This window comes from Geosporobacter ferrireducens (assembly GCF_001750685.1).
Classification (GTDB): domain Bacteria; phylum Bacillota; class Clostridia; order Peptostreptococcales; family Thermotaleaceae; genus Geosporobacter; species Geosporobacter ferrireducens.
The window spans coordinates 3,928,055-3,940,565 of the sequence record NZ_CP017269.1 but is presented as its reverse complement, the minus strand read 5'-3'; the positions used below and the strand labels follow the sequence as shown (position 1 = coordinate 3,940,565).

The following is a 12,511-nucleotide window of genomic DNA, read 5'->3' as shown; positions in this document are numbered from 1 at the left end:
TAAAATAAACCCAATTTCTTTGTTCAATTTACAAACCAATTAGTGATCCGCATTTTATTCGAACCCTTATGATTGCAAAGATTTACAAAATCTCCCTTTCGCCGCCGAAGTATATTAAATTAAATCCCACCCCTGAAAGCAGCGGTATTCAATTCTTTTAAGAGCAGCGACAGCAAATAATTTTTTGCATAAAAATTAATTTTTCTATTTACAAATCCTAGAATTTTTTATAAAATTATGTGTATAAATATACATTTTATGTTTTAGTCTGTATTATCTTATCAGCTAGCATATAATTTGATCTGATCTAAGGGAGGCCTTAATATGAAAAAAGAGCATATTCCTGAGAAAAAGGAAATCTCCTACAAAAAAGATATTGGAAAAAAAGAGTACAAAACGATGAGCAATCATTTCGATGCATATACAAAAGCCTATTCCATCATGGAGAAAAACAGAAACGAAAGAATTAACAGCTATAAGAAAGATTAACAGAATATTTAGTACTGACAACTAATCAAACCCCTTTGAAACTTTCTGGGGTTTTGTTTTATTTTTATTGCAAGAGTACATTGCATAAATTTCATATTTCCTATACAGTATTAATAGTAGTAAAAACTAAGGAGGCTTATTTATGTTATCAGCTAAATTAAAAACGATTACACCTTCCTTTACGATTGGCATCAGCACCAAAGTAAAGGAGTTAAAAAAGCAAGGCGAAGACATTATAAATCTCAGTATTGGGGAGCCTGATTTTTCTACACCAACCGAAGCCAAAGAGGGCGCTTATGAAGCAATCCGTTCAAATCTAACAAAATATGACTCTGCATCAGGTCTTTTAGATCTTAGAAAAGTTATTCAAGAAAAATTACAACGTGAGAACAACCTTTTCTATTCCGTTGACGAAATTGTCGTATCCAATGGTGCAAAACATGCCATCACAAATACATTGATCACATTACTAGATTCCGGTGATGAAGTATTAATTCCCAAACCTTATTGGGTGAGTTATCCGGAAATGGTAAAGCTGACAGGAGGCGTTCCTGTATTCGTCGACACACAGGAAAATAATTCCTTTAAGGCTACCCCTGCGGATATTGAGAAAAAAATCACTTCACGAACAAAGCTCATTATCCTTACGAATCCATCGAATCCTACAGGTGCTATCTATTCAAGCAATGAACTTCTAGCACTGGTTGAACTGTGCCTTAAACATCATATTTATATTCTTTCTGATGAAATCTATGAAAAAATTTGTTATCTTGAAACCTTTACAAGTACCGCTTCTCTCTCAGAAGCCGCCAAAGAGATTACCATAACCGTCAATGGCCTGTCTAAATCCGCTGCGATGACAGGTTGGCGAATTGGTTATACCGCCGCAAGCAAAGAATTGTCAAAAGCAATTAGTACTGTTCAAGGCCATCTGATCTCTCATCCCAGCACCATTTCACAGTGGGCTTCCGTAGCAGCATTAACACAGTCAGAACAAGAAATGGAACACATGGTTTCGGTATATAGAGAGCGAAGGGATACTGCGGTAAGCTTGCTTTCTGAAATAGAGGGTATAGATTTTATATATCCAGAGGGCGCTTTCTATGTTTTTATTGATCTTTCTGCACTAGCTTCTAAATTTCACCGGCAGGACAGCTTTTCTGTAACATTTGCTGACAAACTGTTAGAGGAGGCAAAGGTCGCAGTCGTGCCAGGTATCGCTTTTGGCATGGATCATCATATTCGTATATCCTACGCCTGTGATACAAAAGAATTGGTTGAAGGAATCCGGCGTATCAAAAATTTCATAGAGAAATATTAACAACAGTAATACATCTTTAGCCTTAAAAACATAAAAAGCATATGCCTCATTTAAAGAATGAAGTATATGCTTTCATGTTTTCTGGGTATAATCTAAAATACTTATTTTGTCTGTAACTTGGAACTTCCCAATATGAATATGCGAAACAGGAGGATAAACATATGGAAAAAAGCTTAATAATCATCAAGCCAGATGGCGTTGAACGAAAATTGATAGGAGAAATCATTGGGCGATATGAAAAAAAAGGTTTCCGTATTATTGCAGCTAAAATGCTTCATCCCGAGAGATCGATTCTAGAGATGCATTATGCAGAGCATATCGATAAACCCTATTTTGCAGAACTTATTCGTTATATGGCAGAAGGCTATTTGATGGTCATGGCAATCGAAGGAGAGAACGTAATTGAAATCATCCGTCTTATGAATGGTCATAAGGATCCCAAACAGGCCCTGCCTGGTACGATCCGGGGTGATTTTGCCCACAGCATTACAAAAAACATAATACACGCATCAGATAGTCCTAAAACTGCGGCAAGAGAGATACAAATTTGGTTTCCAGAACTAACTTCTCCTAAAAATTTAAACATCTCTATGTAATATAAAAAACCTCAGAAGAAAATCTTCTGAGGTTTTTTAAAACCAGCAACGACCTACTCTCCCAAGGCGCTTCCGCCTAAGTACCATCAGCGCTGAAGGGCTTAACTGCTGTGTTCGGTATGGGAACAGGTGTGACCCCTTCGCTGTAGTCACTGGATTTTATGAAGTTAGAAGGCATATACCTTCAAAACTGAACCATGAAGTTAGAGAAAAAATACATTTGGTCAAGTCCTCGACCTATTAGTATCGGTCAGCTGAAGACATTACTGCCCTTACACCTCCGACCTATCAACCAGATAGTCTATCTGGGGTCTTACTCCTTGCGGATGGGAAATCTAATCTTGAGGGGGGCTTCGCGCTTAGATGCCTTCAGCGCTTATCCCGTCCGTACATAGCTACTCAGCCGTGCTCCTGGCGGAACAACTGATACACCAGAGGTACGTCCATCCCGGTCCTCTCGTACTAAGGACAGCTCCTCTCAAATTTCCTGCGCCCACAGCGGATAGGGACCGAACTGTCTCACGACGTTCTGAACCCAGCTCGCGTGCCTCTTTAATGGGCGAACAGCCCAACCCTTGGGACCTACTACAGCCCCAGGATGAGACGAGCCGACATCGAGGTGCCAAACCTCCCCGTCGATGTGGACTCTTGGGGGAGATAAGCCTGTTATCCCCGGGGTAGCTTTTATCCGTTGAGCGATGGCCCTTCCACTCGGAACCACCGGATCACTAAGCCCGACTTTCGTCCTTGCTCGACCTGTACGTCTCGCAATCAAGCTCCCTTCTGCCTTTACACTCTACGCGCGATTTCCAACCGCGCTGAGGGAACCTTTGGGCGCCTCCGTTACTTTTTGGGAGGCGACCGCCCCAGTCAAACTGCCCACCTGACAGTGTCCCAAAGCCGGATTCACGGCTTATGGTTAGAACTCCAGTATTACAAGAGTGGTATCCCAAGGTTGACTCCACCTAGACTGGCGTCCAAGCTTCCAAGTCTCCCACCTATCCTGTACATGCAATACCAAAATCCAGTGTCAGGCTACAGTAAAGCTCCACGGGGTCTTTCCGTCCTGCTGCGGGTAACCAGCATCTTCACTGGTACTACAATTTCACCGAGTCTATTGTTGAGACAGTGCCCAAATCGTTACGCCTTTCGTGCGGGTCGGAACTTACCCGACAAGGAATTTCGCTACCTTAGGACCGTTATAGTTACGGCCGCCGTTTACTGGGGCTTAAGTTCAGTGCTTCACCTCGCGGTTAACACGTCCCCTTAACCTTCCAGCACCGGGCAGGCGTCAGCCCCTATACATCGTCTTTCGACTTAGCAGAGACCTGTGTTTTTGTTAAACAGTCGCTTGGGCCTATTCTCTGCGGCCACCTCGGGCTTTAACACCCTACCGTGGCACCCCTTCTCCCGAAGTTACGGGGTCATTTTGCCGAGTTCCTTAACAATAGTTCTCTCGCTCGTCTTAGGATTCTCTCCTCACCTACCTGTGTCGGTTTGCGGTACGGGCACCTGGATCTAACTAGAGGCTTTTCTTGACAGTGTGGAATCAGTCAGTTCGCTACTTAAATTTCACTCCCCATCACCTTTTAGGATTGTTAGAACGGATTTGCCTATCCTAACTCCCTACGGGCTTAGACGCACACGACCAACGGTGCGCATGACCTATCCTCCTGTGTCACCCCATTGCTCAAACAATCTTCGGTGGTACAGGAATTTCAACCTGTTGTCCATCGCCTACGACTTTCGTCCTCGGCTTAGGTCCCGACTAACCCTGAGCGGACGAACCTTCCTCAGGAAACCTTAGGTTTTCGACGGGTGGGATTCTCACCCACCTCTCGCTACTCATGCCAACATTCTCTCTTGTATGCAGTCCACCACTCCTTACGGTGTGACTTCTACCCGCATACAATGCTCCCCTACCCCTGATGTAGAACCAGTACTACCCTCTAGGTTTTAGCTTTTTGGATCTTGGCGTAAGTTTTCTCGCTCTTTTAGGTAAGCTCGAAATCTTTCGCGAAGATGTCCTTCATCCCGTTAGGGATTTTCCTAAAGAATACTATTGGTTCTACATCAAGCCGTAGCTTCGGTGACAGGTTTGAGCCCCGGACATCTTTGGCGCAGGATCACTCGACTAGTGAGCTATTACGCACTCTTTAAATGAGTGGCTGCTTCTAAGCCAACATCCTAGTTGTCTGTGCAATCCCACATCCTTTTCCACTTAACCTGTACTTTGGGACCTTAGCTGACGGTCTGGGCTGTTTCCCTTTTGACCACGAAACTTATCTCACGTAGTCTGACTCCCAAATATAAGAATACGGCATTCGGAGTTTGATAAGCTTTGGTAACCGGTGAGGGCCCCTAGGCTATTCAGTGCTCTACCTCCGCATCTCTTCATTTGAGGCTAGCCCTAAAGCTATTTCGGGGAGAACCAGCTATCTCCGGGTTCGATTGGAATTTCTCCGCTATCCACAAGTCATCCCAGCCTTTTTCAACAGACATGGGTTCGGACCTCCACGAAATTTTACTTCCGCTTCATCCTGCTCATGGATAGGTCACCCGGTTTCGGGTCTACGGCATGCAACTGTATCGCCCTCTTAAGACTCGCTTTCGCTGCGGCTCCGCTGCATAACAGCTTAACCTTGCTGCATACCGTAACTCGTTGGCCCGTTCTACAAAAAGTACGCGATCGTCCGTATAAAGGACTTTCACTGCTTGTAAACATAGGGTTTCAGGTTCTCTTTCACTCCCCTCCCGGGGTTCTTTTCACCTTTCCCTCACGGTACTATACGCTATCGGTCACCAGGTAGTATTTAGCCTTGGGGGGTGGTCCCCCCTGCTTCCCACAAGGTTTCACGTGTCTCGTGGTACTCTGGAGTATACTCAAGACTTTAGTCGTTTCATCTACAGGACTCTTACCTCCTATGGTGGGCCTTTCCAGACCGCTTCGACTACAACTGCCATCTCTTAATGAGTATATCCGCAACCCCAAGAAGAAATCTTCTTGGTTTGGGCTAATCCCCTTTCGCTCGCCGCTACTTAGGGAATCGAGTTTTCTTTCTCTTCCTCAGGGTACTTAGATGTTTCAGTTCCCCTGGTATGCCTCCTCACTACCTATGGATTGAGTAGTGGGTAACTGGGTATTACCCCAGCTGGGTTCCCCCATTCGGAAATCCCCGGATCAATGCCTGCTTGCGGCTTCCCGAGGCTTATCGCAGCTTACCGCGTCCTTCTTCGGCTCCTGGTGCCAAGGCATTCGCCCTATGCTCTTTATAACTTGACCAGAAATTGTATTTTGATTCTCTCTTCATTGTTCAGTTTTCAAGGTACATGTTGGTGGAGATGAGGAGGATCGAACTCCTGACCCCCTGCGTGCAAGGCAGGTGCTCTCCCAGCTGAGCTACATCCCCAACTTTTTGAAAGACTATTAGTCTCTCAAAACTAGACAGTGTAAGAAAAAGCCTTAGCTCCTTAGAAAGGAGGTGATCCAGCCGCACCTTCCGATACGGCTACCTTGTTACGACTTCACCCCAGTCACTCATTTCACCTTCGGCAGCTGCTTCCTTTCGGTTAGCCCACTGACTTCGGGTGCCCTGAGCTCCCATGGTGTGACGGGCGGTGTGTACAAGACCCGGGAACGCATTCACCGCGGCATTCTGATCCACGATTACTAGCAACTCCAGCTTCATGTGGGCGAGTTGCAGCCCACAATCCGAACTGAGACTGGCTTTTAGGATTTGCTCCGGATTACTCCTTCGCTTCCCGTTGTACCAGCCATTGTAGCACGTGTGTAGCCCAGAACATAAGGGGCATGATGATTTGACGTCATCCCCACCTTCCTCCGAGTTATCCCCGGCAGTCTCTCTAGAGTGCCCAGCTTCACCTGCTGGCAACTAAAGACAAGGGTTGCGCTCGTTGCGGGACTTAACCCAACATCTCACGACACGAGCTGACGACAACCATGCACCACCTGTCTCTCCGTCCCCGAAGGGATTTCACCCGTTACGGCTAATGCGGAGGATGTCAAGTCCTGGTAAGGTTCTTCGCGTTGCTTCGAATTAAACCACATGCTCCGCTGCTTGTGCGGGTCCCCGTCAATTCCTTTGAGTTTCACTCTTGCGAGCGTACTCCCCAGGCGGAGTGCTTAATGCGTTAGCTGCGGCACCGAGGGCTGTCGCCCCCGACACCTAGCACTCATCGTTTACGGCGTGGACTACCAGGGTATCTAATCCTGTTCGCTCCCCACGCTTTCGTGCCTCAGCGTCAGTTACAGTCCAGTAAGTCGCCTTCGCCACTGGTGTTCCTCCTAATATCTACGCATTTCACCGCTACACTAGGAATTCCACTTACCTCTCCTGCACTCAAGCCAATAAGTTTCCAAGGCTTACTACGGTTAAGCCGTAGCCTTTCACCCCAGACTTTATCGGCCGCCTACGCACCCTTTACGCCCAGTGATTCCGGATAACGCTTGCCCCCTACGTATTACCGCGGCTGCTGGCACGTAGTTAGCCGGGGCTTCCTCCTAAGGTACCGTCATTCTTCTTCCCTTAGGACAGAGCTTTACGACCCGAAGGCCTTCATCGCTCACGCGGCGTTGCTGCATCAGGGTTTCCCCCATTGTGCAATATTCCCCACTGCTGCCTCCCGTAGGAGTCTGGACCGTGTCTCAGTTCCAGTGTGGCCGATCACCCTCTCAGGTCGGCTACTGATCGTCGCCTTGGTGAGCCTTTACCTCACCAACTAGCTAATCAGACGCGGGCCCATCCTATACCGATAAATCTTTGACCGGCGCTCCATGCGAAGCATCGGTGTTATGGGGTATTAGCACACCTTTCGGTGTGTTATCCCCCTGTATAGGGCAGGTTGCCCACGCGTTACTCACCCGTCCGCCGCTAGATTGCTTCGTAGCAAGCTACTCCACAATCCCGCTCGACTTGCATGTGTTAGGCACGCCGCCAGCGTTCATCCTGAGCCAGGATCAAACTCTCAAATAAAAATAAAAATGCTCGCTTCGTTCAAATTATATTGAACGGGTTTGCGCTTACGCGCTATATTTGCTGGCTTTAATTCTTACACTGTTTAGTTTTCAAAGACCAATTTATTTTGGCGTCTTAGTGACACCGACTTAAACATACTATCATATTTCTCATCTTATGTCAACACCATTTTTCTTGGTAGTTTTTAGTACCTTTCTTTCGGCGACGACAAAGAATATCTTAGCATCTTCTTGTACGCTCGTCAACCACCAGTTTTTGTTAATCTTCGGCAGTAACGACAAGAACTATCTTACCATAGACATAGACTTTGGTCAACTGTTATATCCTACCACATCTACCCTGCCACCCCTGGGAAAATTCCTGCCTTTTTATATTCCATTTAGAGACCAATAGGGCAGGCACAAGGCCTGCCCTATTGATATACCCCTGCACAATCTTCTCTATTAGATCATATAGGTCAGTCCTATTCCTAATATAGCTGAACCTGCAATGGCATACAATGAATTTATTTTATACTTCCAAATCGCTAAAAACCCTATTAGCATAATCATCAATGTCCAAATATCCATTATAGCTGTAGACAGTAGCTGTAGCGTTGCCGCCAAAATAGCACCAATTACCGCAGCATTAATCCCCTTTAAAAAAGCTTTTACCCAAGGTACATTGCGTACTTTTGATAAATAAGGCGCCGCTGCCAATATGAAAAGAAAAGATGGAATAAAAATCCCCGCCGCAGCCACTAGGGCACCTACTATTCCGAGCACCTTATATCCAATAAATGCAGCAGTGATTACTACAGGGCCTGGTGTAACCTGACCCAAGGAAATACCTGCAAGAAATTCCGGTTTTGTCATCCAACCCAGTTTCTCTACTACTTCCTGTTCAATAAAAGGTATAATCACCAAACCACCTCCGTAAATAAATGCACCTACTTTAAAGAAAAATGTAAAAAGTCTTGTAACAGTAGGTTCTACCATCATTAATGGTATTAGTGTTATATATTGCTTTTTAGGCTGTGTAAACTGATGATATGCAAAGATTCCTGCCAAGCCTCCTAAAATTAAGACAATTAGTAAATTTATCTTAAGAAAGTATAACATACCGGTGCTAACCAAGAAAATAGCCGCTGCTTTTCCATCGGTTATCGCCGACTTTCCCATTTTGTGCAAAGAACTGACTATGATTGCAATGACCACTGCGTTAACACCATAAAGCAGTCCCTGTATTTGAGGCAGTGCACCATATTGAAAGTAGATATAGCTTAAAAAGGTAATAATCACAAATGCAGGCAGAATAAAAGATATTCCTGCCAGTACACCTCCTAAAATTCCACCTTTCACATATCCCAGATATATCCCTAGTTGTGTAGAAGCTGGTCCGGGAAGCATTTGGCATACTGCTAAACCTTCAAGAAATTGCTCTTTTGAAGTCCATTTTCTTTTCTCTATCAATTCTTCATCCATCATGGCAATATGCGCCATGGGCCCACCAAAGCCAAGTAAACCAATTTTTAAAAAATATGAAATAATCTCTCTCATCAGCAATCCTCCTCACCTAATTCAAACAACTTATCACGATAGATGTTTTCCAATAGTTCCTCCAGCAACCCCTTGAATTGCATACGCTTTCCATCCTCCAGTGCACCAAAAAAATTTTTTGCAAATGCCTTATCTTCATGAATATGCTGACAAACAAGCTGTTTTCCTAAATCTGTAATCACGACTTCTACTGCTCTTCTATCTTCTTCGTTGCGCACTCTTTGAATAAACCCTTTTTTACAAAGCCGATCAATAATCCCTGTCAATGTAGACGGTGGAATATGATATTTCTTGGCAACATCCATAACCCGCATAGATTCATGAAAATAGATTCGCTCCAGCGTATACATATCTTGTGGCTGTAATTGACTGGTATGATATTGATAGCTTTCCTTGTATTTAAAAACATCTATCACCTGGTGTAGCAGCTTCATTTCATCCATTATTTCTTCCTCCTTTAATACGATATTCGTATTATATGATAATCGTATTATGTACATATATTATTGTCAATAGATTTTAAGAAAATTCATCATATCACTTCTTGAAAACACTCATACTTTCTATCGTGTTGGTTAAAATAAAAAGTATTCTGGATAGTAAAATAATATTATTTTCTATCTTATTTTTTAAGAAAGGAATTTCAAGTATGCTCATTACCTTAATTCGAACCCTCATCTTATATATCGTTGTATTGATTTGCATGCGGTTGATGGGTAAAGGCGAAGTAGCAGAAATGCAACCTTTTGAATTGGTGATTATGCTGATGATTGCAGAACTGGCAGCATTGCCTATGGGGGATACGGGCATCCCTCTTATGAACGGTATCATTGCGATTATCGCCCTCGTATTTGCACAAGTCTCTATCTCAATGATCAATCTAAAAAGCGAAAAAGTCCGCAGTATTATTTGTGGTAAACCTAGTATCCTTATCGATCACGGACAAATTAATGAAAAAGAATTAAAGCGGCTCCGAATTAGTCTTAACGATTTGGTTGAACAAATCCGCGCCAAGGATTATCCTAGTGTTGCCGATGTAGAATTCGCCATTTTGGAAACCAATGGCGATCTGAGTATCATTCCTAAAGCAAATAAACGAACTGTCACATTAGAAGATCTTCACTTGATTGGCAGCTATGAAGGTTTACCTATTTCTCTTGTCATTGATGGTCACATTAATAAAGATAATCTTAAGAAGGCAAGGCTAGATATAGACTGGTTACTTGATCAGCTTTCTTCACATGGGATTGATGGTCCTAAGGATGTTCTCTTTGCCTACGTAGATGCAACCAATCACTTCTATGTTCAAAGAAAACAACAAAAATAAGGATGTGATTCTATGAAGACCTTTATTGCCACATCTGTTGCTGTTTTACTGATTATCACCGGCTGGTTTTTTCTCTACCAATTAGTAGAACGTCAAACAGCAGATTTCGTTGAAAATCTCAATCAGTTAGCTGCCGTACTGAATGTTGAAGATTGGGAAAGTGCCGCCAGAGATTTTAAAGAAATTCGAACCAAATGGCATGGTACAAGAAATACCTGGACAATTTTCCTCCATCATCATGAAATCGATAATATTGATCTCTCCATGGCCAGAACCGTTCAATATATAGAAACAAAAAATAAGCCCCTGTCTCTAGCTGAGATGGAAGCTTTGAAACAACTTTTTCATATTGTTAAAGAAAATGAAGCAGTTACATTGACGAATATATTATGATTCGTCTCTAAACGCACTATTGGTTCATATAATAAAATAACTATCATCGTAGGGCAGGCTTTGTGTCGTTTACTAAAGTACAGCGGGCAGACACAAGGCCTGCCCCTACAAATAATATTAATTTCCAAATCATTTCTCCAAAATGTATTTATACAATATAGTTAAAATTTCACCTTACCTACAATATCTTGAACAGAAGTATATCCCTTACGCGCGAGATACGCCTCTACACCTTCTCTTATATCAGCTGCAGCACTCGGATTTACAAAACTGGCTGTTCCTACAGAAACAGCAGATGCTCCTGCCAATAAGAACTCCACTGCATCCTCTCCTTCCATAATACCACCCATACCAATGATCGGAATCTTCACTGTACGCGCTGCTTCATAAACCATTCGCAGGGCTACTGGTTTTATTGCCGGTCCCGATAATCCTCCAATTCCTCTGGCTAAAACCGGTTTTTGTGTTTCAATATCAATTGCCATGCCTATGAGTGTGTTTATCAATGACAGGCAATCCGCTCCAGCTTCCTCTGCAGACAAAGCGATTTCTTTAATATCTCGAACATTTGGACTTAATTTGACGATCAGATACTTGCCACAATGCTTCCGAACCTTTTTTGTCACTTCAAATACCATCTCCGGCCTAACGCCAAATGCCACGCCCCCTTCTTTTACATTTGGGCAAGATATATTCAACTCTAAAGCATGTACGGAAGTATCTGATAAAATCTCTGCCATTCGGCAATATTCTTCTATGGTATTCCCGTTGATATTCGCAATGATTTTCGTGTCAAACTGTGTTAGATAGGGTAATTCATTCTCGATGAAAGCTTTAACTCCTGGGTTTTGGAGCCCTACACTATTCAGTATGCCCATTGGGGTTTCTGCTACCCTAGGTACGGGATTCCCTTCCCGTGGCTCTAAAGTAAGTCCTTTTACCATAATCCCACCGATTTCATTCAGATTTACGTAAGGCTCGTATTCTCTTCCGAAGCCAAATGTACCGGATGCTACAGTGATGGGGTTTTTCATTTTCAAACCTTTTAAGTCTACGTGCATGTCCACTTTATTCACCAAAGATCACCTCTTTTCCTGAAAAAACCGGACCTTCTTTACAGGTTCTGACAAAATGCCATCCATTTTCCTCTGCTTTTACCTTGCAGCTGCATACAAGGCAAGCTCCAACGCCACATGCCATTCGTTCCTCCAAAGCCAATTGGGTTTCTAATTGATATTGTTTGCCAAGCAGTTGTACTTTTTTTAACATCACTTCTGGGCCACAGGCGTAGATCAAATCCGGCTGCTCTTTTTCGATTTCTTTTTCCAGCAGATCTGTTACATACCCTCTGTATCCCTTATCTCCTTCATCTACCGCAACCAAGACCTCTTTACCGAATCTTTGAAAATCCTCGATCAAATAGGGATCTCTTCGATAGCCTAACAATATCTTTACCTGCATACCTTGCAGTCGTCTCGCCAGTTCCAATAGCGGTGCAACGCCAATGCCCCCGCCTACCAAAGTCACTTTTTGATTCTTCTCGTCAAGGGTAAATCCATTTCCCAGCGGTCCCAGCAGATCTAGATACTCTCCTGCTTTCTTGCCGCATAGGATCTTTGTTCCTTTCCCACTTTTTCGAATCACAAGATGGATTTCATCAGACTCAGCCAGACATATGCTGATAGGTCTTCTTAGAAAAAATTCTTCACCTTCTTTAGGTTTTACTTGAAAAAATTGTCCTGGTTCAATTTCTCCCATCTCTTCTGTTCTTTCCAAACGGATTCTATAGATATCACTACTGATCTGTTCATTGGCTAAAATCTTACTCAATACGCTTGTTTTCATAACGG

The 12,511-nt window shown here is 43.5% G+C and carries 9 protein-coding genes, 1 tRNA gene and 3 rRNA genes; 5 read left to right on the top strand and 8 right to left on the bottom strand.

Going from position 1 to position 12,511, the window contains the following annotated elements:
* The first annotated feature begins 324 nt into the window (after nucleotides 1–324).
* From Gferi_RS28230 to ndk, 3 genes are all read left to right on the top strand, one after another.
* Nucleotides 325–489, top strand: coding sequence for a hypothetical protein (locus Gferi_RS28230; RefSeq protein ID WP_156782433.1), 165 nt, complete (start codon nucleotides 325–327; stop codon nucleotides 487–489).
* Nucleotides 490–631: 142 nt separating this feature from the next.
* Nucleotides 632–1,810, top strand: a complete 1,179-nt coding sequence (locus tag Gferi_RS18530) for a pyridoxal phosphate-dependent aminotransferase (RefSeq protein ID WP_069979126.1) — start codon at nucleotides 632–634, stop codon at nucleotides 1,808–1,810.
* A 161-nt stretch (nucleotides 1,811–1,971) separates the two neighbouring features.
* The gene (gene ndk, locus Gferi_RS18525; protein ID WP_069979123.1) at nucleotides 1,972–2,406 is read left to right on the top strand and encodes a nucleoside-diphosphate kinase; all 435 of its coding nucleotides are present in this window, start codon (nucleotides 1,972–1,974) and stop codon (nucleotides 2,404–2,406) included.
* 40 nt (nucleotides 2,407–2,446) lie between these two features.
* On the opposite strand, the gene rrf is transcribed toward ndk, so the two are convergent.
* From rrf to Gferi_RS18495, 6 genes are all read right to left on the bottom strand, one after another.
* A 5S ribosomal RNA gene (rrf, locus tag Gferi_RS18520) occupies nucleotides 2,447–2,563 on the bottom strand.
* Between the two features lie 63 nt (nucleotides 2,564–2,626).
* Nucleotides 2,627–5,689 (bottom strand): 23S ribosomal RNA (locus Gferi_RS18515).
* A gap of 51 nt (nucleotides 5,690–5,740) precedes the next feature.
* Nucleotides 5,741–5,816, bottom strand: a tRNA-Ala gene (locus Gferi_RS18510).
* Nucleotides 5,817–5,881: 65 nt separating this feature from the next.
* Nucleotides 5,882–7,400 (bottom strand): 16S ribosomal RNA (locus Gferi_RS18505).
* Together the 16S, 23S and 5S rRNA genes with 1 tRNA gene alongside form the textbook arrangement of a ribosomal RNA operon.
* 446 nt (nucleotides 7,401–7,846) lie before the next feature.
* A complete protein-coding gene (gene chrA, locus Gferi_RS18500) occupies nucleotides 7,847–8,941 on the bottom strand; it encodes a chromate efflux transporter (RefSeq protein WP_069979121.1) in 1,095 nt (364 codons plus the stop codon).
* Nucleotides 8,941–9,384 (bottom strand): MarR family winged helix-turn-helix transcriptional regulator, encoded by a 444-nt coding sequence (locus Gferi_RS18495; protein ID WP_069979119.1) that lies wholly within the window; start codon nucleotides 9,382–9,384, stop codon nucleotides 8,941–8,943. Before Gferi_RS18495 ends, chrA begins: the two co-directional genes overlap by 1 nt.
* A gap of 206 nt (nucleotides 9,385–9,590) precedes the next feature.
* Between Gferi_RS18495 and Gferi_RS18490 the strand changes: the two genes are divergently transcribed.
* Both Gferi_RS18490 and Gferi_RS18485 read left to right on the top strand, forming a co-directional pair.
* The gene (locus Gferi_RS18490; RefSeq protein ID WP_069979117.1) at nucleotides 9,591–10,268 is read left to right on the top strand and encodes a YetF domain-containing protein; all 678 of its coding nucleotides are present in this window, start codon (nucleotides 9,591–9,593) and stop codon (nucleotides 10,266–10,268) included.
* Nucleotides 10,269–10,280: 12 nt separating this feature from the next.
* Complete coding sequence (locus Gferi_RS18485; protein ID WP_069979115.1) at nucleotides 10,281–10,661, top strand: DUF4363 family protein; 381 nt, start codon at nucleotides 10,281–10,283, stop codon at nucleotides 10,659–10,661.
* A 161-nt stretch (nucleotides 10,662–10,822) separates the two neighbouring features.
* On the opposite strand, the gene Gferi_RS18480 is transcribed toward Gferi_RS18485, so the two are convergent.
* Nucleotides 10,823–11,737: a dihydroorotate dehydrogenase gene (locus Gferi_RS18480; protein WP_330389699.1), complete on the bottom strand. Its 915-nt coding sequence runs from the start codon at nucleotides 11,735–11,737 to the stop codon at nucleotides 10,823–10,825.
* Entirely contained in the window at nucleotides 11,730–12,506 is a 777-nt protein-coding gene (locus Gferi_RS18475) for a dihydroorotate dehydrogenase electron transfer subunit (protein WP_069979111.1), read from the bottom strand. The genes Gferi_RS18480 and Gferi_RS18475 overlap by 8 nt, the downstream gene beginning before the upstream one ends.
* Between the last annotated feature and the right edge of the window lie 5 nt (nucleotides 12,507–12,511).

What these genes read in the sequence shown, in the direction of transcription:
- Gferi_RS28230 (WP_156782433.1), top strand. Translation starts at nt 325, where the DNA reads ATGAAAAAAGAGCATATTCCTGAGAAAAAGGAAATCTCCTACAAAAAA.
- Gferi_RS18530 (WP_069979126.1), top strand. Translation starts at nt 632, where the DNA reads ATGTTATCAGCTAAATTAAAAACGATTACACCTTCCTTTACGATTGGC.
- ndk (WP_069979123.1), top strand. Translation starts at nt 1,972, where the DNA reads ATGGAAAAAAGCTTAATAATCATCAAGCCAGATGGCGTTGAACGAAAA.
- chrA (WP_069979121.1), bottom strand. Translation starts at nt 8,941, where the DNA reads ATGAGAGAGATTATTTCATATTTTTTAAAAATTGGTTTACTTGGCTTT.
- Gferi_RS18495 (WP_069979119.1), bottom strand. Translation starts at nt 9,384, where the DNA reads ATGGATGAAATGAAGCTGCTACACCAGGTGATAGATGTTTTTAAATAC.
- Gferi_RS18490 (WP_069979117.1), top strand. Translation starts at nt 9,591, where the DNA reads ATGCTCATTACCTTAATTCGAACCCTCATCTTATATATCGTTGTATTG.
- Gferi_RS18485 (WP_069979115.1), top strand. Translation starts at nt 10,281, where the DNA reads ATGAAGACCTTTATTGCCACATCTGTTGCTGTTTTACTGATTATCACC.
- Gferi_RS18475 (WP_069979111.1), bottom strand. Translation starts at nt 12,506, where the DNA reads ATGAAAACAAGCGTATTGAGTAAGATTTTAGCCAATGAACAGATCAGT.